20 protein-coding genes are annotated in these 21,540 nt (G+C 62.2%); 14 read left to right on the top strand and 6 right to left on the bottom strand.

The features are described 5' to 3' along the window. Positions 1-13: 13 nt before the first annotated feature. The 4 genes from JQ624_RS26840 to JQ624_RS26855 form a co-directional block, all read right to left on the bottom strand. Complete coding sequence (locus tag JQ624_RS26840; protein ID WP_212421919.1) at positions 14-2,110, bottom strand: molybdopterin oxidoreductase family protein; 2,097 nt, start codon at positions 2,108-2,110, stop codon at positions 14-16. A gap of 84 nt (positions 2,111-2,194) precedes the next feature. Next, positions 2,195-2,947: an SDR family NAD(P)-dependent oxidoreductase gene (locus tag JQ624_RS26845; protein ID WP_212421920.1), complete on the bottom strand. Its 753-nt coding sequence runs from the start codon at positions 2,945-2,947 to the stop codon at positions 2,195-2,197. Positions 2,948-2,953: 6 nt separating this feature from the next. Beyond that, positions 2,954-4,327, bottom strand: coding sequence for an MmgE/PrpD family protein (locus JQ624_RS26850; protein ID WP_212421921.1), 1,374 nt, complete (start codon positions 4,325-4,327; stop codon positions 2,954-2,956). Positions 4,328-4,330: 3 nt separating this feature from the next. After that, a complete protein-coding gene (locus JQ624_RS26855; protein WP_212421922.1) occupies positions 4,331-5,395 on the bottom strand; it encodes an ABC transporter substrate-binding protein in 1,065 nt (354 codons plus the stop codon). A gap of 179 nt (positions 5,396-5,574) precedes the next feature. On the opposite strand from JQ624_RS26855, the gene JQ624_RS26860 reads away from it, so the two are divergent. The 14 genes from JQ624_RS26860 to JQ624_RS26925 all read left to right on the top strand — a co-directional run bounded on the left by JQ624_RS26860 (position 5,575) and on the right by JQ624_RS26925 (position 19,306). Next, positions 5,575-6,543, top strand: coding sequence for a tripartite tricarboxylate transporter substrate binding protein (locus JQ624_RS26860; protein WP_212422007.1), 969 nt, complete (start codon positions 5,575-5,577; stop codon positions 6,541-6,543). 25 nt (positions 6,544-6,568) lie between these two features. After that, positions 6,569-7,039 (top strand): (2Fe-2S)-binding protein, encoded by a 471-nt coding sequence (locus tag JQ624_RS26865; protein ID WP_212421923.1) that lies wholly within the window; start codon positions 6,569-6,571, stop codon positions 7,037-7,039. Continuing rightward, positions 7,036-9,177 carry a molybdopterin cofactor-binding domain-containing protein gene (locus JQ624_RS26870; protein WP_212421924.1) on the top strand — a complete coding sequence of 714 codons (2,142 nt, stop codon included), beginning with the start codon at positions 7,036-7,038 and terminating at the stop codon, positions 9,175-9,177. Before JQ624_RS26865 ends, JQ624_RS26870 begins: the two co-directional genes overlap by 4 nt. Beyond that, on the top strand, positions 9,174-9,881 hold the full coding sequence (locus tag JQ624_RS26875; RefSeq protein ID WP_212421925.1) for a substrate-binding domain-containing protein: 708 nt from the start codon (positions 9,174-9,176) through the stop codon (positions 9,879-9,881). Before JQ624_RS26870 ends, JQ624_RS26875 begins: the two co-directional genes overlap by 4 nt. A gap of 170 nt (positions 9,882-10,051) precedes the next feature. Beyond that, the gene (locus tag JQ624_RS26880) at positions 10,052-10,750 is read left to right on the top strand and encodes a GntR family transcriptional regulator (RefSeq protein WP_249130098.1); all 699 of its coding nucleotides are present in this window, start codon (positions 10,052-10,054) and stop codon (positions 10,748-10,750) included. Between the two features lie 46 nt (positions 10,751-10,796). Further along, positions 10,797-11,798, top strand: coding sequence for a TRAP transporter substrate-binding protein (locus tag JQ624_RS26885; RefSeq protein ID WP_212421927.1), 1,002 nt, complete (start codon positions 10,797-10,799; stop codon positions 11,796-11,798). A gap of 103 nt (positions 11,799-11,901) precedes the next feature. Beyond that, entirely contained in the window at positions 11,902-12,423 is a 522-nt protein-coding gene (locus JQ624_RS26890) for a TRAP transporter small permease (protein ID WP_212421928.1), read from the top strand. Positions 12,424-12,428: 5 nt separating this feature from the next. After that, positions 12,429-13,718 (top strand): TRAP transporter large permease, encoded by a 1,290-nt coding sequence (locus JQ624_RS26895; protein WP_212421929.1) that lies wholly within the window; start codon positions 12,429-12,431, stop codon positions 13,716-13,718. Positions 13,719-13,753: 35 nt separating this feature from the next. Continuing rightward, positions 13,754-14,440, top strand: a complete 687-nt coding sequence (locus tag JQ624_RS26900) for a cyclase family protein (protein WP_212421930.1) — start codon at positions 13,754-13,756, stop codon at positions 14,438-14,440. Between the two features lie 165 nt (positions 14,441-14,605). Further along, entirely contained in the window at positions 14,606-15,913 is a 1,308-nt protein-coding gene (locus tag JQ624_RS26905; protein WP_212421931.1) for an ABC transporter substrate-binding protein, read from the top strand. Between the two features lie 96 nt (positions 15,914-16,009). Continuing rightward, on the top strand, positions 16,010-16,906 hold the full coding sequence (locus JQ624_RS26910; protein WP_212421932.1) for a branched-chain amino acid ABC transporter permease: 897 nt from the start codon (positions 16,010-16,012) through the stop codon (positions 16,904-16,906). Further along, on the top strand, positions 16,906-17,895 hold the full coding sequence (locus JQ624_RS26915) for a branched-chain amino acid ABC transporter permease (RefSeq protein WP_212421933.1): 990 nt from the start codon (positions 16,906-16,908) through the stop codon (positions 17,893-17,895). The genes JQ624_RS26910 and JQ624_RS26915 overlap by 1 nt, the downstream gene beginning before the upstream one ends. Next, positions 17,892-18,638, top strand: a complete 747-nt coding sequence (locus tag JQ624_RS26920) for an ABC transporter ATP-binding protein (protein WP_212421934.1) — start codon at positions 17,892-17,894, stop codon at positions 18,636-18,638. The genes JQ624_RS26915 and JQ624_RS26920 overlap by 4 nt, the downstream gene beginning before the upstream one ends. Further along, on the top strand, positions 18,635-19,306 hold the full coding sequence (locus JQ624_RS26925) for an ATP-binding cassette domain-containing protein (RefSeq protein ID WP_212421935.1): 672 nt from the start codon (positions 18,635-18,637) through the stop codon (positions 19,304-19,306). The genes JQ624_RS26920 and JQ624_RS26925 overlap by 4 nt, the downstream gene beginning before the upstream one ends. A gap of 51 nt (positions 19,307-19,357) precedes the next feature. Here the strand turns inward: JQ624_RS26925 and JQ624_RS26930 are convergent, their stop codons facing one another. Next, entirely contained in the window at positions 19,358-20,092 is a 735-nt protein-coding gene (locus JQ624_RS26930) for a Crp/Fnr family transcriptional regulator (RefSeq protein WP_212422008.1), read from the bottom strand. A 442-nt stretch (positions 20,093-20,534) separates the two neighbouring features. Further along, positions 20,535-21,503, bottom strand: coding sequence for a tripartite tricarboxylate transporter substrate binding protein (locus JQ624_RS26935; RefSeq protein WP_212421936.1), 969 nt, complete (start codon positions 21,501-21,503; stop codon positions 20,535-20,537). Positions 21,504-21,540: the final 37 nt, after the last annotated feature.

Consider the following 21,540-nt stretch of genomic DNA (forward strand, 5'->3'; position numbering starts at 1 on the left):
CTGCAAGCGGGAATTAGGCTGCAGGCGCGGCCTTCTTCACCCAGACCTTGTTGTCATGGAACGCCGCGCCACCGATGGGAGCAACAGCCTCGGCCCCGGTCAGCATGTTGATGCCGCGGCCGCCGATATGGGCCTTGTTCGGATGGACGGACTCGGCGATCAGCACACCGCGGCGCACCCCGTCGAACAGCTTCACGGTCAGCGTGGTTTCGCCCCGCATGTTGCCAAGCGTCACGGCGTCGCCATCGGCAATCGAAAGGCTCGAGGCGTCTTCGGGGTGCATCATCACCGAAGGCGCACCTTCGCGAGCCTGCGATCCCGGCGTCTCGTTGAAAGTAGTGTTGAGATAGCTGCGCGACGGCGAGGTGGCGAGACGGAACGGATGTTGCTCGTCCGCTTCCTCGATATTGGTCCAGTGGTCCGGCAGCGACGGCATTTTGTCCCAGGCCCCCAGGCCGGGGTTACCGACGGGAGGGTGCCCCCAATCGGCCTTGAAGTGGAATTTCTTGTCGGCGTGCGCGAAGCCATCCAGATAATGCGAAGTGCGAAAATCCGGCTGGACATCGCGCCACAGATCGGCCTCCAGCGTCTCGATGTCGCCATGGCCGCTCTTTTTCAGCGTGGCATCGATCAGCTCACGCGGCGACATCTCAAACCCAGGATGCACGGCGTTGAGGCGACGACCGAGGCCTTGCAGCACTTCATGGTTGGAACGACACTCGCCAGGCGGATCGATCAGCTTGGCGCCGACCGAAATATGCTGGTGACCGCCACCGTAATAGAGATCGTCGTGTTCCATGAACATGGTCGCCGGCAGCACGATGTCGGCCATAACAGCCGTTTCGGTCATAAACTGCTCATGCACCGCCATGAACAGGTCTTCGCGGGCAAAGCCCTTTCGCACGAGCGCCTGTTCGGGCGCCACCGTCATCGGGTTGGTATTCTGGATCAGCATCGCCTTGACCGGCGGTCCACCCTTCAAGGCTTCCGCGTCGCCGGTCAGGATACGCCCAATCTGGGACTGGTCGAGCCAGCGAGTCGTGTGGTCGATCGCGTCATGCCCCTCGATGATGGATTCGTCGAACTTCCAGATCGAAGCATTGTTGAAGAAGGCGCCGCCACCTTCATACTGCCAGGCGCCAGTCACCGCCGGGATGCACAGCGCTGCATGCATCTGCGCCGCTCCGTTGCGGCTGCGGGTAAAGCCGTAGCCGAGGCGAAAGAACGAACGTTTGGTTTGGCCGACAACGCGCGCGAATGCCTCAATCTCTTCCACCGGCACGCCCGAGATCGCTGAAGCCCATTCCGGTGTGCGGGTAGCGAGGTGCGCCTCCAGTTCGTCAGGACAATCGGTGTAGCGATCCATATAGGCGCGGTCCGCGTACCCCTCGCGAAACAGCACATGCATGACGCCGCAGGCGAAGGCGCCGTCGGTACCCGGTCGGAGCAGGATCTTGATATCGGCCTGCTTCATCGTGTCGTTGTTGTAGATGTCGATCGCCGCAATTTTCGCGCCGCGCTCCTTGCGGGCGCGCGAGGCATGCGTCATCACGTTGACCTGCGTGTTTACTGGATTAGTGCCCCAGATCACGACGAGATCGGAGACACCCATCTCGCGCGGGTCGACGCCGGCGATCTTGCCGGTGCCGATGGCAAATCCGATGCGCGCGACGGTCGCACAGATGGTGCCGTAGAAACGGGAATACTTCTTCACATGCGCGAGGCGATTGATGCCATCGCGCATGACGAGCCCCATGGTGCCGGCGTAGTAATAGGGCCAGACAGACTGAGCGCCGAATTCGCGCTCGGCCTGATCGAAACGCGCGGCGATTTCATCCAGAGCGCCATCCCAGGAAATCCGCGTGAACTGACCTGAACCCTTCGGTCCGGTACGGCGCATCGGATGGAGCAGCCGGTCGGGATGATGAATGCGCTCGGCGTAACGCGCGACCTTGGCGCAGACGACGCCCGCCGTATAGGTCTGCAGCTTCGAGCCACGGACCCGGCCAATCGAACGACCGTCGATCACCTCGATGTCGAGTGCGCAGGCCGACGGACAATCGTGCGGACAGGTGGAGTGGCGGATATCGACCTTGGCGTGCTGGTTCATGCGTTTCTAGGTAACATCAAACGCCGCAGTCGCCGAGAGGGTTTGTCCGGCAGTACACCTGCAAAAACGGCCTTTAGCCATGCATCAGGCGCCCAAATAAGCGCCGCCATTGGTGTGGATGGCCTGCCCGTTGATGTAGCGCGTGCCGGGCCCGCACAGAAAACGCACGGTTGCAGCAACGTCTTCCGGCAGGCCACGATTGCCGGTGATGGTCTGATGGACCAAATGATGCGCCGGCTCCGGCTTGTCCTTGGGCCGTGGCGTGCCGATCAGCCCGGGAACCACACAGTTCACGGTGATGCCGTCATCGGCAAGATCGTGGGCCAGCGCCCGCGTCAGGCCGATAATGCCCGCCTTCGCCGTCACCACATGCGCGCGGTTCTTCGCGCCCGTATGCGCGCTGAGGCCGCCGATATTGACGATGGTTCCCGCCCCCGACTTGCGTAGCGCCGGCAGGCAGGCTTTTGCGCAGAGGAACGTGCCGTCGAGCGTAACGTCGAGGATTTCGCGCCACGCCGCATAGCTCATCTCGGCGAACGGCTTCTCGCGCCGCAGCGCCGCGTTGTTGACGAGGATATCGATACGGCCGAATTGCTTGACGGCCGCATCCGCCATGGCCTGCACCGCTACGGCGTCGGCGACGTCGCCGATATGAACCAGCGCCTTGCCGCCGGCAGTCTCGATCTCGCGCGCGACGGCGTCCACCTCGGCGCGGTTGCTGCGCGCGTTCACCACGATAGAGGCCCCGCCCTCCGCGAGCGTCAGCGCGATCGCGCGGCCGATGTTGCGGCCTGCGCCCGTGACGATGGCGACTTTGCCGGCAAGTTCTTGGGTCATGAGCCGCTACCCGCGCAATGAGGAGAGATCGATACGGCCATTATACAGCCCCGCCATCAATTTCAACGCTACTTCACTTTGGGCGGCGCTCCAGCCGCCATGCTCGGCGTTGAGCCTGAATTTGTCGATCACGTCCTGCCGCGTCAGCGGCTCCTGCGCGCCGCCGCGCAAATAAGGCTGCCGCTCTTCGACCACACTGCCATCCCCGAGCGTGGCGCGGATGTGGCCGGTGTAATTGTTCGGATAGGGATTGTCGAGATCGATCACGAATTTCACTCTCGCGGCGAGCGCCAGCACGCGCTTATCGCCGATCGCATGTTCCGTGAACGCGCCGAGCCCGACGCCGCCATGCACGAAGCCGGTGGCCAACAGATATGGTACGGCGAATTTGGCGGCATAGCCGTTGCGCGGACGCTGCTTGTCGGCGAGCGGCTCCCATAGCCGGTGCACCGTTCCCTCCGCCACCTCGCAGACGATCTCGGTGACATCCTCGGGCTTGATGCCGCGCGCGGCCAGCCGGCGCGCGCAATCGATATAGGGCTGCGCCATCGTTCCGCATGGATAAGGCTTGAAGGCCAGCGTGTCCGTCACCCAGCGCGTGCCGAAATCGCCTGTCAGCGCATCGTAGTCGCCCTCCGTGGTGTGCGCGAAGCCGTGGAACAGTCCGTGCACGCCCTCGAACACGGTGCGTGGACCAACGAACCCTCCCCGCGCCAGGAGCGTCGCGCGGATGCCCGATTGCGCCGCCCATCCCGCATGAAGCCGTTTGGTCCAGGCGCCTTCTGCGAGATATTCGATGATGCCGCCGGCCATGCTGCCGGCGACGCCGAGCGCATCGACAATCTGCCTGACGTTGAGGCCAAGCGCGGCACCGACACCGGCGGCCGCGCCCATCGCACCGAAGATCGCCGTCGGATGGAAGCCGGCCTTGTGGACGGCTTTCGGCACCACGAGGCTCAACCGGCAGAGTACTTCGGTGCCGACGGCGATCCCGATCAGCGCCATGCGGCCATCCGGATTATGCCGCTCGCAGGCAGCGAGCACCGCCGGCACGATCACGGCGCCAGCATGGACCGGGCCGCCCTCGAAGGTGTCGTCGAAATCCTCGCCATGCGCGGCCGTCCCGTTGACGAAGGCGGCGCCCGCCGCATTCAGCGTGCGCCGATGCCCGATCGCCGTGCAGGGGCCGTCATCGTCGCAGCCCGCCAGCGCGCTTCTGACGTAGTCCTCGTTGCGCGCGGTGACGCACAGCCCGACCACGTCGATCAGCAGGTCCTCGCATTTGCGCGCGGTTGCAGCCGGCAATGGACCGGATTGCAGTGCGGCGATCTTTTCGGCAAGCGTTTCAGCGACCGAAATCCTGGGCAGTCCGGAGGCCATCGGTCAAACGCGGAAGATTTTCGTGTAGCGCGCCTTGATGGCCTCGCTCTCCTTCTCCACCGCCGCGGCATCATCCTTCATGGTCTTGATGTCCTTGAGCGGCTTGCGCCCTGCCTTCTCGACGGTTTGAGAGTGCACCGAGCGGAGGCCGCCGACATCGACGATGAGCTGTTGGGCCTCCCGGCTGAGGCTGAATGACTGGAACAGCCTTGCCGCGTTCGGATTCGGCGCATCCTTGAACACGCCGTTCGGTCCGATGATCAGCGGCGACCCTTCCATGGCGTAGACCGGCTCGACCGGTCGGCCCGCCTCCTTCATCTGGAAGATGTTGTATTCGTTGCCATCGGCCATCACCGCGCGCTCACCGAGATCGAGCTTCTTCGGCGGATCGGCCGATGATTGCACCTGCATGATATTCTGCTTGGCAAGCTGCTCGAAGAAGCTCCAGCCGAGATCGCGCTGCATCTGGTAGGTCGCGGTCATAATGGTGCCGCTGTAGCCCGGATGCGCCTTGACGATCTTGCCCTTCCATTTGGGGTCGAGCAGATCGGCAAAACTCTTCGGCGCGTCCTCCGCCTTCACCAGGTTGGTGTTGTAGGCGATGATGCTGAGCCAGACGCGGAAGCTCGCAAACTGGCCATCGGGGTCCTTGTGCTCGGCCGGATAGAATTTTGCCACGTCTTCTGGCACGTAAGGCGCCAGAATGCCGTCACGCTTCCAAACGATGAAATGCGCGGCATCGGACGAGTTCACGAGATCGACGGCATGGATGTTGCTGGAATATTCCTGCCCGATACGCTGAAACACGCGCTCGGCACCGGTGCGCTCGACGCGGACGGCGATGCCCGGATATTTCGCCTCGAACGCCTTGGCCAGTTTCTCCGCGACCGGCAAATCGGTCGAGGTGTAATAGATGACCTTGCCTTCCTTTTTCGCCGCGTCGATCAGCCCCGGCGTCACCGCTTCCGGTGGCGGTGCTGCGGCCATCACGCGCGTGGAAAATGCTGCACCTGCGAGAACAGCGCCGGCCCCCTGAAGCACATTGCGTCGCGAGATTGAGTTCTTCATAGGCGCTCCCACCAATCGTTTGTTGAGCCTTCTCTTCGGGCTCTCGTTCCTGCTCGGTCCGTTACACCCGAGGCTATCTTTTATTCCAAGGGCACGCAGCCAGTCTTTCGTCGACAGCCCGTTCCCATTGCAGCTAAACTTGCGGGAAAGAATAAAACAAGAGTCGGGGGATCGAAATGATGGGCTCAAGAATTGCGTTGGCTCTGGCTGTAACTCTGCTCGCAACATCGCTCACTGGGGCGCAGGCGCAGGATTATCCCTCTCGGCCAGTGAAGGTGATTGTTCCCTTCGGGGCCGGAGGACCTGCCGACGTCACCGCCCGCCAGATCGGCAACATCCTGCAGGAGAGCTTTGGCCAGCCCTTCATCGTCGAGAACCGAACCGGCGCCGGCGGCGTGATCGGCACGCAGGAAGCCATCAAGTCACCACCGGACGGCTATACGCTGCTGATGATGTCGAACACCCAGACTGCGAATGAGTCGCTGGTGCCGCAACGCAAATACGAACTGATGCGTGATCTCGCACCGATCGCGCCGGTCAACTATTCCGACCTCGTCATCGTGGTTCATCCGTCCGTGCAGGCGAAGACGCTGCAGGAATTCATCGCGCTTGCCAAATCGCAGCCTGGAAAATTGAACTATGCGTCATCAGGCCAAGGCACGCCGTACCACATGGCAGGCGAGCTGTTCAAAGCCATGGCCGGCATCGACATCTTGCACGTGCCCTACCGCAACAGCGGCGAGGCGCGCAGCGGCGTGATCGGCGGCCAGGTCCAGATGATGATCGATGCGGTTCCGGCGATGGCCCCCAACGTCGCCGAAAATCAGGTGCGCGCGCTGGCGACGACAGGCAAGACGCGCTCAACCGTGCTGCCCAACGCACCAACGGTGATCGAGGCGGGCATTCCCGGCTACGAGGCCACCATCTGGCTCGGCCTGATGGCGCCCGCGGGCACGCCAAAGCCGATCATCGATAAGCTCAATGCAGCCGTGAACGCGGTGGTGAAACGGCCCGATGTCGTCAAGCTCTGGACCCAGCAGGGCGCAGTTCCGATGTCGATGACGCCGGAGGAATTCGACAAATTCCTGCGCGGCGATATTGTGAAGTGGGCGGAAGTGGTCAAGAAATTCGACAAGCCGCCGCAATAGCAAGCTGCGAGAAGGTTCGCCCTCGATGCCGAGCGTTCGATTTCGCCTCAACGGCGCCGAGATGGAAATTGATGCCGATCCCGACCGGTCATTGCTGGATATTCTGCGCGGGCAGATCGGCATGACCGGACCGCATTTCGGCTGCGGCGCCGGCGAGTGCGGCGCATGCAATGTGATTATCGGCGATCGCGCGGTGTCGGCCTGCGATACGCCGCTCTGGTCGGTGGCAGGCAAGGATGTCACGACGCTCGAAGGGCTGGGAACGAGCGAGCGGCCGCACCCGCTGCAGCGCGCCTTCATCGCCGAGCAGGCGCTGCAATGCGGCTATTGCGTCTCCGGCATCCTGATCAGCGCAGCGGCGCTGTTGAAGCGAAATCCGTCGCCGACAAGCCGGGAGGTGAAGGAGGCGCTCGACCGTAACCTGTGCCGCTGCGGTTCGCATAATCGCATGGTGCGGGCAGTGCTGCGCGCGGCGGAAGAAATGGCGCCAGGATGAACCAGCCGGCCCCCGCTCCGACCCCGCCCAAATTGCCGGTAAGCCTCGCGGCAAACCCGAAACTGTCCTCGTGGCTGAAAATTTCAAGCAATGGACAGGTGACGGTCTCGCCGGGCAAGGTGGAGATCGGGCAAGGCATCGTGACGGCGCTGGCGCAGATAGCCGCCGACGAGCTCAATATCGACTTGTCGCGCGTGCAGATGATCCGGGCGTCGACCGCCAGTAGCCCCAACGAAGGCGTCACCTCGGGCAGTCTCTCCATCCAGCAATCGGGCCGCGCGCTACGCCACGCCTGTGCCGAAGTCCGCCGGATCTTTCTTCAGCAGGCGGCGGAACGGCTGGGAGTCGATATCGAGGCGCTCGACATCGAAGACGGCACCATTTCGGGCCCCGGCAATGTCAGGACCAGCTATTGGGAACTCGCCGAGGAAGTCTCGCTCGATCGTGACGCCATGCTCGGAGTAACGCCAAAGATCGCATCGCGCCGAGCGTTGGCCGGGAATTCAATTCAGCGGATCGACATTCCGGACAAGGTTTTGGGCCGGCCGCGATTCATCCACGATCAGGCGTTGGCGGGAATGCTGCATGGCCGCATGCTGCGGCCGGAGAACGCGCGCGCGAAACTTACAGAATTGAAGGAGGATGGCGCTCGCACGGTGGCCGGTCTCGTCGCCATCGTACGCGACGGCAGTTTTGCCGGTGTCGTCAGCGAGACCGAGCATGGCGCGGAGGCGGCTCTCAACGCCTTGCGCAAAGGCGCGTCCTGGTCCGACGGCGAGCCCCTGCCCGATGAAAGCGATCTGGCTTCGTTCCTGAAGGCTCAGCCATCGGAATCGACGATCATCGACAAGAAAACGGCAGCGTCACCCGGCACGGCAGCGCGGACCATCCGGCGGCAATATACCCGCCCCTATATTGCGCACGCGTCAATCGCACCGTCCTGCGCGATGGCGCAGTGGAACGGCGACCGCGTCCATGTCTGGACCCATAGCCAGGGCGTCTATCTTTTGCGCGCCGATCTGGCGCTGGTTCTCAAACTGCCTGTCGAAAATATCACGGTTGAGCACATGGAAGGCGCCGGTTGTTACGGGCACAACGCCGCCGACGATGTCGCGCTCGATGCCGTACTGCTTGCTAAGGCCGCCAGCGGCCGGCCGGTGCGGGTGCAGTGGTCGCGCCAGGGCGAGATGTCGGATGCGCCGTTTGGGGCAGCGATGGCGGTCGAGATCGAGGTCGATCTTGACGCGCAGGGTGAAATCATCGACTGGCGACATTCCATCTGGAGCAACGGCCATGCGGCGCGGCCGGGGCGCGCGGCACAGCCCGCGTTGCTGGCGGGTTTCGAACTGGCGGATCCTTTTCCGCGCACGATCTCGACCAATCCGCCGCAGGCCAATGGCGGAGGGGGCGATCGCAACTCGATCCCGCTTTATGATTTTCCGTCGTGGCACATCGAAAGCCATCGCCTGACCACCATGCCAATCCGCACCTCGGCGCTGCGGACACTTGGGGGTCAGGGCAATGTGTTTGCGATTGAATCCATCCTCGATGAAATCGCCGCCGAGCGCGGCGAGGATCCGATTGCGTTCCGGCTGCGTCACTTGCGGGATGAGCGGGCCAAGGATGTCATCCGCGCCGTTGCCGCTCGCGCCAAATGGAAGCCCGAGAAGCGACCGGGCATCGGTCATGGCATCGGCTTTGCCCGCTACAAGAACACCGGCGCCTATTGCGCTGCGATCGCCGAGATCGAGGGTGCCGAGGAGGTCAGTGTCAGGAAATTGACACTAGCCGTCGATGTCGGCGAAGCGATCAATCCCGACGGCGTCATCAACCAGATCGAGGGCGGCGCCATTCAAGCCACGAGCTGGGTGCTGAAGGAACGCGTCCGCTTCGACCGGCAACGCATCACCAGCACAAGCTGGACGGAATATCCGATCCTGCGCTTCAGCGAAGTGCCGGATGTCGAGGTTGAGGTGATCCAGCGACCTGATATCGACCCGGTCGGCGCCGGCGAGGCCGCCCATGGCCCGGTTACGGCCGCCATCGCCAATGCGGTGTTCGATGCACTCGGCGTGCGGGTGCGCGATCTGCCGATTACGCGCGACAGGATCATTGCCGCCATGGAATTCACCTCATGAGCACCCTGAACATCCTGAGCGGCGGCGCGGCGCATGGCCTGGTCGGAAGCCTGGCATCGGCTTTCAAGGCAGAAACCGGTTTCGATATTGCGGGTGAGTTCGGCGCGGTCGGCGTCATGGCCGACAAACTGCGCAAGGGGACGCCTACGGACATCGTCATTTTGACCGCGGCGCTCCTCGCCAGACTGGCGGAGGAGAAGCTGGTCGTTGCCGCGACGATTTCCGATGTCGGCCTGGTAGAAACCGCCCTCGCCATTCGCACCGGCGATCCCCAGGCCGCCGTCAGCGATGCCGCTGATTTGCGCGAGGTCTTGTTGGCGTCGGACGCGATCTACGTGCCGGATACCAAGGCCTCGACAGCCGGCATTCACGTTGCAAATGTCCTTCAGCAGCTCGGCATCGCCGATGTCGTCGCCGCCCGGCTCAGAATCTTCCCGAATGGCGCTACGGCGATGCGCGAGCTGGCCGCGTCCGATGCGCAGCGTCCGATCGGGTGCACGCAATCGACCGAGATTATCAGCACCCATGGCGTGACCTTGTCCGGCGCACTGCCGCCGGGCTGCGAACTCGCAACGATGTACGCGGCGGGCATCACGGTCGCCGCCGCCCACCCGCAACAAGCCCAGGACCTGATCGACTTGTTGACCGGCGCCGGACAGCATGAACAGCGGAAACGTGCCGGCTTCATCAGCGATCGGGATTAGTCGCCACCGCACTCGCCCCATCGGAGGCCGGGCCGCAGGCGGACGCAGCACCAAAATGGTGGACGGCTCGATTTCCGGTTGTCAAAGGCAATTCATATACTAATATATCAATCGAGAAAGCAATCATGCCCGCACGCGCATCGAAAAAAGCCGAACCCAGGGTTCGCCGAATGGCCGCCGGCAATCGCCGCAACGGCCGCCCACGCGCAGCGACGGCGGCGTCGAAGATCTATTCGGATCTCCGGATCGAGCTGGTGTCGCTGCAGCGCCGACCCGGCGAAGCCATCTCGGAAGCGCAGATCGCGCTCTCCTACGGAGTGAGCCGCACCCCCGTTCGCGAGGCGATTCTCAAATTATCAGATGAGGGCCTGCTGGAGATCTATCCCCAATCCGGCATCTTCGTCTCCCGCATTCCGGTTGCAGCGCTCCCGGAAGCCATCATCATCCGCAAGGCGCTGGAGGAAACCACCGCGCGGCTCGCCGCGGAACGCGCGACGCCGAGCCAGATCCTGGCGCTGCAGTCGATCCTGGAACGGCAGCGCGAAGCCAGCGCCGCCGGAGACAGTGAAACGTTCCATCAGGCCGACGAAATGTTTCATGCTACGGTCTCCGATGTCGCCGGCTATCCCGGAATCTGGAAATATATCCAGCAGGTGAAGGTCCACGTCGACCGCTATCGCCGGCTGACCCTGCCTCAACACGGGCGGATCGCAAAGGTGATCATCGAACACGAGGCTGTGCTGACCGCGATCGAGGCGCATGACGCAGAGGGCGCAAGGCGGGCGATGGAAGTCCACCTTGAAAGCCTTCTCGAGAACATCTCGGCTACTCAACATATCAATCCGGAGTACTTCGACGAGCGATCTTAGAGTTCGAAAAGTCCATAAAACGATAAACAACATCAGGAGGAATACCATGAAACGCCGCGACTTCATCAAGTTGAGCGCAGGGCTCGGGGCTACGATGGCGGCCACGACGCCGCTATCATCCGCATTTGCTCAAACGAAAATGGTGCTGAAGGCATCGGACGTTCACCCGCTGGGCTATCCGACGGTCGAAGCCGTCGTCCGGATGGGCAAGAAACTGGAAGCCGCCACCAATGGCCGGCTGACGATCCAGATGTTCCCCTCGATGCAACTCGGCGGTGAAAAGGAGATGATCGAGCAGGCCCAACTCGGCGCGCTCCAGATCGCCCGTATTTCGGTCGGCGCCGTCGGCCCCGTCGTGGACGACGTCAACGTCTTCAATATGCCGTTCGTCTTCCGTAACTCCAAGCACATGGAGAAGGTGATCGACGGCGAGATCGGCGATGAATTGCTGGCGAAGATTTCCGCGAACGAAAAGACCGGCCTGATCGCGCTGTGCTGGATGAACGCGGGCTCGCGCAACGTCTACAACAACAAGCGGCCGATCCGGACCATTGCCGACCTCAAGGGCCTCAAGGTCCGCATGATGGGCAATCCGCTCTTTGTCGACACCATGAACGCACTGGGCGGCAACGGCGTCGCGCTCGGCTTCGATCAGGTGTTCAGCTCGATGCAGACAGGTGTGGTCGACGGCGCGGAGAACAATCCGCCATCGTTCATGGCGCAGAACCATTATCAGGTGGCCAAGTATTTCACGATGACCGAACACCTGATCATTCCGGAGCTTTTGGTCTTCTCGCGCATCTCCTGGCAAAAGCTGTCGCCGGAAGATCAGGCGCTGATCAAAAAACTGTCGAAGGAAGCACAGGCCGAGCAGCGCGTGCTCTGGTATGAAGCGGAGAACGCCGCGATCGAAAAAATGAAGGCGGCCGGCACCGAGATCATCACCGACATCGACAAGAAGCCATTCCAGGATGCAGTCAAACCGGTCTGGGACAAATACGGCGCGAAATACGCGGCGATGGTCAAGCGCATCGAGGCGGTGAACTAGCGCCGGGGTCGCGATCGGTGAGTGGCCGGACGACGTCCGTTCCGGCCACCACCTCTCCGCGCCACCGAAGCGACTTGAAGCGCCGTTGTTCTCCGAGGTCAAAATGTCCAATTCTGCGGCCGGAATTTTCCGGCGTGTGACCGATGCGGTTTACTGGACCGGCGCCGTAGTCGCCTGCGTGGCGCTCGTGCTGGTCTCGGCGGTCATTCCGTGGGCCGTCTATACCCGATACATCCTGAACAGCGCCGCGTCATGGCCTGAGCCAATGGCCGTGCTGCTGACCGTCGGCATCACCTTCATCGGCTCGGCCAACTGCTATCGCCAGCGCATCCACATGAACATGACGGTGGGGACGGATTTGCTGCCACCGCTGTTACGCCGCGCTTCTCTCTTCCTGAGCGAAGTCTTGATGGGCGTGATTGCGATCTTCATGGTGGTGTGGGGGCTGCGGCTCGTTCACACCACTTGGGAAAATTCGGTGGACGAATTTCCATGGCTGTCGGTCGGCATCACCTATCTTCCGATCGTGGTCAGCGGCGCCATGATGCTCCTGTTCGTCGTCGAACGCCTGACCATCGGCCCGCCGCCGCGGGACGGCAGCGACGCCCACGTACCGATCGAGTAATTTCTATGGATATCGCGATTCTGCTTCTCAGCATGTGCTTCTTCTTCGCGATCGGCATGCCGATCGCCTATGCGCTGGCATTGTCCTCGCTCGTCGGCGCGCTCTGGATCGACTTGCCGGTCGGCGCGGTCATGCAGCAATTTGCCAGCGGCGTCGGCAAGGTCTCGATGCTGACCATCCCGTTCTTCGTGCTGGCGGGCGCCATCATGGCCGAGGGCGGCATGGCCAAGCGACTGGTCGACTTCGCAGCCGTCGTTGTCGGGTTCACGCGCATGCGGGGCGGCCTCTCGCAGGTCAACATCCTGGCGACCACGATCATGAGCGGCATCTCCGGATCGTCGGTTGCTGATACATCGGCGATCGGTTCGGTGATGATTCCCCAGATGGCGGCCAAGGGCTATCCGCGCGTGTTCGCAACCAATGTGACGATCAGCGCCTCGCTGCAGGCCATCATCATTCCGCCGAGCCACAATTCGGTGATCTATTCGCTGGCGACGGGCGGCGTGGTGTCGATCACGAGCCTTTTCCTGGCCGGCGTAATTCCCGGATTGCTGCTGGGCTTCTCGCTGATGCTGCTCTGCTTGTTCTATGCCTATCGCGACAAGCATCCCAAGGGCGAGCCTGTGCCGATCCGACAGGCGATCAGGATGCTCGGTGACGCCATATGGGGGATCGTAACGCTGGTGATCGTGCTGGGCGGCATCCTTACCGGCGTGTTCACGCCGATCGAGGCGGGCGCGGTCGCCTGCGTCTGGGCGTTCTTCGTCACGATGTTCATCTATCGCGACTACAAGTGGTCCGAACTGCCGTTACTGGTCTACAAGACGCTGCAGACCGTGGCGATGGTGCTGACGCTGGTGGCCACCGCGTCATGCTTCGGCTATGTCGCCGCCCTGATGCAGATGCCGGCAAAGATGACCGAGTTCTTCGTTGCCATATCGAGCAATAAATACGTGCTGTTGATGTGGTTGAACATCATGCTGCTGGTGCTTGGAACGGCGCTCGATCTCGCCCCCCTGCTGCTGATCTGTACACCGATCCTGCTACCCGTCGTGAAGAGCTTCGGCATCGATCCCGTGCACTTCGGAATCGTGATGCTGCTCAATCTCGGTATCGGCCTGCTGACACCCCCGGTCGGAACGACGCTGTTCGTCGGCTGCGCCATCGGCAAGGTTTCGGTCGATGAGGTGATGCGCGGCATCTGGCCATTCTATTACGTGATGTTTACGGTGCTGATGATCGTAACCTACGTACCCTGGCTGTCGCTGGCGCTGCCGAGGGCGTTTGGATTCTAGAACGGACGCCGCAGTTCGCGGCGGGGAGACTCCGCTTGAAGATTGTCGACCTTAGCCGAGAGCTCTATCATCGCACCCCGAGCTATCCCGGCCACCCTCCGGTCATCCATGGCGTCTGGAAGACCCACGAAGAATCCTTTGCCGAGTCGGGCAATGTGCACGGGCTGGCGTCGATGTTCATCTCCATGGTGGACCACGCCGGTACCCATATCGACGCGCCCAGACATTTCGGCAAGGGCGGCATATCCATCGATCAGTATCCGCTGGAAAAATGCATCGTGCCGGGCATCTGCATCGATCTGCGGCACATTGCGCCGCGCGCCGAGATTACGCCTGCCGATCTCGAGGTGGCGGTGACGAAAGCCGGCGTGCCGGTGCCGAAGGGCGGCACCGTGCTGCTCTGCACCGGTCACCATGAGCGAACATTCCCCCACAAGGAATATTCCAGCGACAATCCTGGCGTGAACGTCGCCGCCACCGAATGGCTGGCGCAGCAGGGCGTCGTGCATTTCGGTATCGATTCGATGCGGCCGGGACCTGAGGGCAAGGTGAATGCCCTCGTCCACAAGGCCTGCCTCGACCTCGACATCACCCATATCGAGAGCCTGTGCAATCTCGAAACGCTGCTTGGCCGCGGCCAGTTCACCTTCATCGGCCTGCCGATGAAGTGGCGCGGCGGGACGGCTTCACCGATCCGCGCGGTCGCAGTGTTTGACATGTGAACGTCGCCAAAGGGTGGCATCAGGCCATCCTCGCTCCTCCCTTCTCGGCATGGCGCGTATAGACGGGCCGTCAAAGCTTGCCTAAACTCGCGTCAATGACGGCCGACGCCGTTGAACGGCGCGGATAATCGGGCGGGAACAGCCGCCGACATCAGGGAGGAGACCATGGACCGTTCTTGGCGGACTATCTGCGCTGTCCTACTCGCATCCATCGCAACGTCGTCGTTTACGCTGGCGGCCCCGGCATCTGCACAGGAAACCTTCAAACTCGGCATCGTGACGTTCCTCTCCGGACCGGCGGCGGATAGTTTTGGTGTTCCCGCCCGCAACGGCGCGCAGTTCGTCATCGATCAGCTGAACAAGGGGGCGGCCCCCTCGCCCTACGAGAAGGTCGGCTTCGGCGGCTTGAAGATCGAGCCCGTCATCATCGATGAGAACGGCGGCGCCACCAAGCAGGTCCAGGAGCTGCGTAACCTGTACCAGCGCGACAGTGTCGACGTCGTGCTTGGCTATATCAGCTCGGGCGACTGCCTGGCGGTAGCGCCGATCGCAGAAGAGTTGAAGAAGATGCTGGTGCTGATGGATTGCGGCACACCGCGTATCTTCGAGGAAGCCAAATACAACTACGTATTCCGTACCGCTGCCCATGCCACGATGGATAACGTCGGCCTCGTCAGATACATGAAGGCCAAGAACGTCAAGATGGAAACGCTTTCGGCGATCAATCAGGACTACGCCTGGGGCCAGGACAGCCGGGCCGACTTCGTCGCCGCAGCTCAGCAGCTCTACCCCAACGTCAAGGTTCAGACGGACCTGCTGCCGAAGTTCGGCGCGGGTCAGTACGGCACCGAAATTTCCGCGCTGGTAGGCGCCGGCTCCGACGTCGTCTATTCGAGCCTGTGGGGCGGCGACTTGCAGGCCTTCGTCCTGCAGTCGGCTCCCCGCGGATTGCCGAAGCGCAGCCAGCTCGTGTTCAGCGCCGCCGACCACGTGCTGCCGCCGCTCGGCGACAAGATGCCCGACGGCACCATCATCGGCGCGCGCGGTGCCTATGGCCTGATGTCGCAGAAGTCGCCGCTGAACGATTGGCTGTTCAAGGGTTACGAGGCCGCCAACGGCGTCTATCCGGTCCAGGCCGCCTATCGCATTGCCCAATCGATTCTTGGATTGAAGGCCGCGGCCGAAAAGGCCATGAGCAAGAACGGTGGAAGGAAGCCTTCGACCGATGAAATGGTCGCGGCAATGACCGGTCTGGAGTGGCCGTCGCCCGGCGGGCTCATCCAGATGAAGCTCGCCGACGGCCATCAGGCGATCCAGCCGATCGCCATCAGCCGCACCAAATACAATCCGGATCTTAAGCGGGTCGATCTGGTCGATATCCAGTACTTCGCCGCCGAATGCGTCAACCCGCCCCCGGGCGTGAAGTCGATCGACTGGATCAAAGGCGGCATGCAGGGCGCCAAGTGCAATTAGGCCGCACTGGCATCCTTTGATGCGCACACGGCGGCACGTGATTAAGCTCCGCGCCGCCTTTTTCTGCCCACCAACGACCCGCGTGACTCGATTGCCATGAATTTCTTTTTGACGATCATTCTCGATGGCCTGATTCAGGCCTCGTGGCTGTTCATCGTCGCCCTCGGCTTGACGCTGGTATTCGGCGTATTGAAGATTCTCAACATCGCCCATGGCAGCTTCTACGCCCTCGGCGCTTATATCGCGGCAACCGCGGTAACCATGGTGGCCGCGCGCGGCCTCCCCCCAAGCGTTGGTTTCGTCGCCATGCTGCTCTCGGTGGTGCTGATCGCGTCCGCCATCGGACTTCTGTTGGAACGGGGCCTCCTGAAAATGTTCTACGGCCGCGACGAAGTGGTGCTGCTGCTGGTGACCTATGCCGTGTTTCTGATCCTTGAAGACGTCACCAAGCTGATCTGGGGCGTCAATCCGATCTATGCGACGCAGCCATATGAGCTGTTCGGCAATCTCGAATTCGCCGGACTCTATTACGTCGGCTACGATCTGGTGCTGATACCGATTTCCGCCGTGGTCGGCTTTGCGATCTGGTTCGGCCTCAATCGCACCGTGATCGGAAAGATCGTGCTCGCCGTCATACACAATGAGGAAATGAGCGTGAGCATGGGCGTACGTGTCAACCGCGTCTATGCGATCGCCTTTGCGTTCGGCGCCCTGCTCGCCGCCCTCGCCGGCGCCCTGACCGCACCGAAAATATCGATGCAGCCGGGCCTCAGTTCGGACGTCATCATCCTGAGCTTCGCTATCGTCGTGATCGGAGGGCTTGGCAGCGTCGAGGGCGCGGCAATCGGTGCGATTCTGGTTGGGCTGGCGCGCGCTGCTTCGGTGCATCTGATGCCGCAAGCCGAACTGTTCATGATCTATTTGATCATGGCGGCAGTGCTGATGTTTCGCCCTGAGGGTCTGTTCAAGCGCGAGACGGCAAGGCGGATTTGATGAGGAAAAGCCTGCATCCCGTCGTCATGATCGCCCTTGTCGCCGCGGTGACGCTGGCCGGACGCGCGCTGCCGACCTGGACCTTGTCGCTGGCGACGATTGCCGCCTCCAATGCGCTGATCGCCCTTGGCATCGTCGTGCTGGCGCGCACCGGCAACGTGTCGTTCGGCCAGGGGCTGTTCTTTGCTGCCGGCGGCTATGGCGTGGCGCTGATCGCCAATGCCTGGGGTCTCACCGACGCGGTGGCGCAGGTGATCGTCGGCGCGCTTTGCGGCGGCCTGCTCGGCCTGGTCGTCGGGCCGTTGATCGCGCGCTATAGCGGGATTTTCTTTGGCATGCTGACGTTGGCGCTATCGATGGTGTTTTACGGCGCGCTGGTCAAATCGACCGCGCTTGGCGGCTCCGACGGGTTCAATGTCGGACGGCCAAGCCTGTTTGGCATGAGCTTCACCGATCCGCGCGAGGCCGACTACATGCTGTATGCCATCTCGGTCATCGTGACCGGATTTGCCGGCATCGCCGCAACCATCCTGTTCCGGTCCGAATTCGGTCTTGCCAGCCTGGCGGTGCGCGAAAACAATCTGCGAGTCGAATATCTCGGCCTCTCGGCCAACCGGATCATATCGATCAACTTCCTGATAGCCGCGATCTTCGCCGGCGCCAGCGGCGCCTTTGCCCTGATGGCGCAGCGGCATATCGATCCGCAATTCGCATACTGGACCACATCGGGCGAATTCGTCTTCGTGGCAGTACTTGCCGGCAACCAGAGCGTGGCCGCCGTCTTCGTCGCCTCGATGGCGTTGGAGCTGGTCCGTTCGTTCTCGAATCTCTATTTGCCCAATACCTGGCAACTGGTTCTCGGCGTCTTCCTTCTGGGCGTCATTCTGTTTCTGCCGCGCGGCATCGGCTCGCTCTGGATCAGGGACCGGCGCAAGCGGCGCATCTCGACGACGGCTCACCTCACCGTCGAACGAGGAGCCGCACCGTGAACCCGGTTCTTTCGGTGCGCAGGCTCGAGAAGCGCTTTGGCGCGGTGGTCGCGGCCGATGCGCTCACCCTCGATATTCCGGCTGGTCAGAAGATCAGCCTTATCGGCGCCAACGGCGCAGGTAAGACCACCTTCGTCAACATGGTCACCGGCTATCTCAAACCCGACAGCGGAACGATCTTGCTCGACGGAATGGACATCGGCAGACATTCGCCGCGAAGCGTAGCCCGGCTTGGCATCTCCCGTTCCTTCCAGATTCCACAACTGTTTGTCGAACTCACCGCCGCCGAAAATCTCACTGTGGCGATTTCCGGCATCGGCACACGAATGTCACTCCGGGCGCCGGCAGAGACCCAAGGTCGCCGCGACAAGGCCGTCGAATTGCTGGAGCGCTTTGGCCTTGCCGATCTGGCCGATCGCCCGATCTCGGAGCTTGCGGGCGGCGTGCGCAAACTGATCGACATCGCCATGGCATTGGTGCGCCGTCCAAAACTGCTGCTGCTGGATGAACCGACCTCCGGAGTATCGGCGGAAGAAAAATTCGCGACCATGGATCGCGTTATCCACGCCGTGGCGCCCGAGGCAGCGACCATCGTATTCGTCGAGCACGACATGGAAATCGTCAGCCGCTATGCCGATCGCGTCGTGGCGTTCTATCAGGGCCGGGTTCTGGCCGACGGGGTGCCCGCCGAGGTCCTGAATAATCAGGAAGTCCGCCGCTATGTCACCGGGGGCGTACGATGAACGACGCGGCGCCATTGCTCGCAATCGACAATCTTGTCGTCGAGATACAGTCGATGCCGGCATTGCGCGGCTTTACAATGCACGTCGCGAAAGGCGCCATGGTCAGTCTGGTGGGCCGTAACGGCGCGGGCAAGACGACGCTGATGCGTTCGATCATGGGGCACCTCACGCCGGCCAGGGGCATGGTGCGGTTCGAAGGCAGCGACCTTTCGTCCCGTCCACGCTATGCGCGCGCGGCACTCGGGATCGGCTATATGCCGGAGGATCGCTGCCTGGTGCCCCAGTTGACGGTCGAGGAAAACATCATGTTGCCGTTGTGGGTCGCGGAGCATCTCGACCGCAGGGCCCGGCTCGACTTCGTCTATGAGGTGATCGGCGAACTCGCCGAGATGCGGCAGCGCAAGGCGTTATTGCTGAGCGGAGGACAGCAAAAACTGGTCGCGCTCGGCCGGGCGCTTGCCATTGGCACCAAGTGCCTGCTGCTCGACGAGCCGTTCGAAGGCATCGCGCCGGCGCTGTCGGAACGGCTGTCGGAGGTACTTGCATCCCTCAAGGGCAAGGATCTGACCTTGCTGATGTCGCAATCGGACCTGAATCACTCGCGTGGGCTGATTGACGCGGAATTCACGATTGAACGTGGCGCCAATCCCGTACCTGCCAGTCAATGAGTCCAGAGCGTCCGGACTTCACTGCCCGCCTTCGCGACGTGCATCGCCGGCCTATTCGCCGTCGTGTCCCGCCCCTGCCTCTGCCATTTCACGAAGCGTCTCGGCATTCAGCACAACGATGGCACCGTGCTCGAGGCGCACCAAGTCGCGCCCTGCCCAGGCGCGCAACTGCTTGTTGATGCTCTCCCGGGTCATGCCAACCATCTCGCTGATCTCCTGCTGCGTGATCGCGATGGTTCGGCCCTGCGGAGCAGAGGTGTGCTTTTCGGACAGGCGAAGCAGCGCACTGGCCAGCCGTCCTGGCAGATTCTGCAGGATAATCTGCTCGACCTGATCGCTGGTCGATCGCAACCGCTCGCAGAGCAATTCGATGAATTTCATTGCCAACGCCGGCTGAGCCTTCACAAAGGGGATGAACTCGCGCCGGTCGATGACGAAGAGTTCGCAATTGCTGTTTGCGATGGCGTCAGTCGAGCGGGGTTGTCCGTCGAGCAGCGCGATCTCGCCGAAAATTTCCCCAGGCCCAACAATGTTCAGGATCGCGTTGCGGCCATCCGGCGAGGAAATGCTCATCTTCACCGTACCCGAAATGACCGCGTACAGGCTGTGGCCGGGATCCCCTTTGGAAAACAGCGTGGCGCCCCGCTTCAGCGTGGCGTGTTTGGCGTAACGGCAGAGCTGCTCGAAAGCCTCCGGCTCGAGGTCGGCAAAAATCGGGTGCTTGCGCAAGACCGACAGTTTGCTGCTCGAGAATCCGTGAGCTTCACCCGTCCTTTGTTGAGGCACGCCAGTCAAACTCCAGGGGACACGGGATTACCGCTCTTCCGTAATCAACGCTGGTCAGCTTTTCAACCGGAAAGCATCAAAACGCGTCTATTTGGCGGCCGAAAGGCGAAAACCATGCCCAGCGTTAACGCTCCAATAACCGTGGAACCTGCGACAAGATGGTACAGCCAATCGAGCCGGGGCGCTTGCTGCTGCAGCATCCATCCGCCGGCCAATACGACAGGCAACCCTCAACAGGCTGACAAGCAGCGGAGCCGTCGCCCGTCCCCATCCCTGATAGGCGGAAAACAGTATCACAAATGCGGCCATGAACCCGTAAACCATGCCGGTCGCGTAGAAATAGCCGGATGCCGCAAAGACGACTCCTTCGACATTGGTAAAAAGACCTGCGATCGATCTTCCCGAAAACGCAACTCCGAGTCCGATTGCCGCCGTCGGCGGGCTATTCCTTGGCGATTCCCATTTCCTTGATCACGCGCTCATACTTGGCGAGCTGATCGCGCGTCATGGCGCGCAACGCCTCGGCCGAACTGCCGCGCACCGCGAAGCCCAGCTCTTCAAGTTTGCGGCGCACTTCGGGATCGCCGACGGCCTTCAGCACCTCGGCATTCAGGCGGGCAATGATGTCCTTCGGGGTGCCGGCAGGGGCCAGAATTGCAAACCATGAGTTGAAGAGGAAGCCGGGCAGTCCGGATTCCGAGACGGTCGGCACATCAGGGAATTGCGGCAATCTCTTCTCGGTGGTCACCCCGATCAGCCGGAGTTGACCGCCGCGCACCAGCGTTGCGACCGTGCCCAGGCCCTGGAAGCCGACGGGAATTTGGCCGGCGGCAATGTCGGTCGCGGCCTGGGTGGCGCCCTTGTAGGGCACATGCGTCAGCGATATGCCGGCAGCCGATGCGAACATCGCCATCGCCAGATGCTGTGGGCTTCCCGGCCCGCCCGAGCCATAATCGATCTTCCCGGGCGCGGCCTTCGCGGCCGCGATCAGATCCGCTGCGCTCTTGAAGCTGGCCTGATTGTTGGCAACCAGCCCCCATTCCACTGTCGCAACCAGCGATACCGGCTCGAAATCCTTCAGAATATCCCATCGCATCTTGGACTGCAGGTTCGGCACCATGGTCATGACGCTGTCGTTGAACCCGCCAATCGTGTAGCCGTCCGGTTCGGCGCGGGCGACGGCCTCGGCTCCGATCAGCCCCGACGCGCCCGGCTGGTTCAGGATCACGATCTGCTGGCCCATATTGTCGGCCATCTTCTGGGTCACGATCCGCGCGGCGACGTCGACAGCACTTGCCGCGGCAAGAGGCACGATCATCTTGATCGGCCGGTCGGGATAACTCCCCTGCGCAATCGCTTGGTGGCTTGAGAACAGCGCGAGTGCCGGAATCAGCAAATGGAACAGACGCATACATTTCCCCCTGACCGGGCAGACTTGCGCAATTGCA

The organism is Bradyrhizobium sp. AUGA SZCCT0283, assembly GCF_018130385.1.
GTDB lineage: Bacteria > Pseudomonadota > Alphaproteobacteria > Rhizobiales > Xanthobacteraceae > Bradyrhizobium.

Excerpts from the sequence above, each read along its gene's own strand:
- JQ624_RS26840 (WP_212421919.1), bottom strand. The coding sequence starts at position 2,110 with ATGAACCAGCACGCCAAGGTCGATATCCGCCACTCCACCTGTCCGCAC.
- JQ624_RS26845 (WP_212421920.1), bottom strand. The coding sequence starts at position 2,947 with ATGACCCAAGAACTTGCCGGCAAAGTCGCCATCGTCACGGGCGCAGGC.
- JQ624_RS26850 (WP_212421921.1), bottom strand. The coding sequence starts at position 4,327 with ATGGCCTCCGGACTGCCCAGGATTTCGGTCGCTGAAACGCTTGCCGAA.
- JQ624_RS26855 (WP_212421922.1), bottom strand. The coding sequence starts at position 5,395 with ATGAAGAACTCAATCTCGCGACGCAATGTGCTTCAGGGGGCCGGCGCT.
- JQ624_RS26860 (WP_212422007.1), top strand. The coding sequence starts at position 5,575 with ATGGGCTCAAGAATTGCGTTGGCTCTGGCTGTAACTCTGCTCGCAACA.
- JQ624_RS26865 (WP_212421923.1), top strand. The coding sequence starts at position 6,569 with ATGCCGAGCGTTCGATTTCGCCTCAACGGCGCCGAGATGGAAATTGAT.
- JQ624_RS26870 (WP_212421924.1), top strand. The coding sequence starts at position 7,036 with ATGAACCAGCCGGCCCCCGCTCCGACCCCGCCCAAATTGCCGGTAAGC.
- JQ624_RS26875 (WP_212421925.1), top strand. The coding sequence starts at position 9,174 with ATGAGCACCCTGAACATCCTGAGCGGCGGCGCGGCGCATGGCCTGGTC.
- JQ624_RS26880 (WP_249130098.1), top strand. The coding sequence starts at position 10,052 with ATGGCCGCCGGCAATCGCCGCAACGGCCGCCCACGCGCAGCGACGGCG.
- JQ624_RS26885 (WP_212421927.1), top strand. The coding sequence starts at position 10,797 with ATGAAACGCCGCGACTTCATCAAGTTGAGCGCAGGGCTCGGGGCTACG.
- JQ624_RS26890 (WP_212421928.1), top strand. The coding sequence starts at position 11,902 with ATGTCCAATTCTGCGGCCGGAATTTTCCGGCGTGTGACCGATGCGGTT.
- JQ624_RS26895 (WP_212421929.1), top strand. The coding sequence starts at position 12,429 with ATGGATATCGCGATTCTGCTTCTCAGCATGTGCTTCTTCTTCGCGATC.
- JQ624_RS26905 (WP_212421931.1), top strand. The coding sequence starts at position 14,606 with ATGGACCGTTCTTGGCGGACTATCTGCGCTGTCCTACTCGCATCCATC.
- JQ624_RS26910 (WP_212421932.1), top strand. The coding sequence starts at position 16,010 with ATGAATTTCTTTTTGACGATCATTCTCGATGGCCTGATTCAGGCCTCG.
- JQ624_RS26915 (WP_212421933.1), top strand. The coding sequence starts at position 16,906 with ATGAGGAAAAGCCTGCATCCCGTCGTCATGATCGCCCTTGTCGCCGCG.
- JQ624_RS26925 (WP_212421935.1), top strand. The coding sequence starts at position 18,635 with ATGAACGACGCGGCGCCATTGCTCGCAATCGACAATCTTGTCGTCGAG.
- JQ624_RS26935 (WP_212421936.1), bottom strand. The coding sequence starts at position 21,503 with ATGCGTCTGTTCCATTTGCTGATTCCGGCACTCGCGCTGTTCTCAAGC.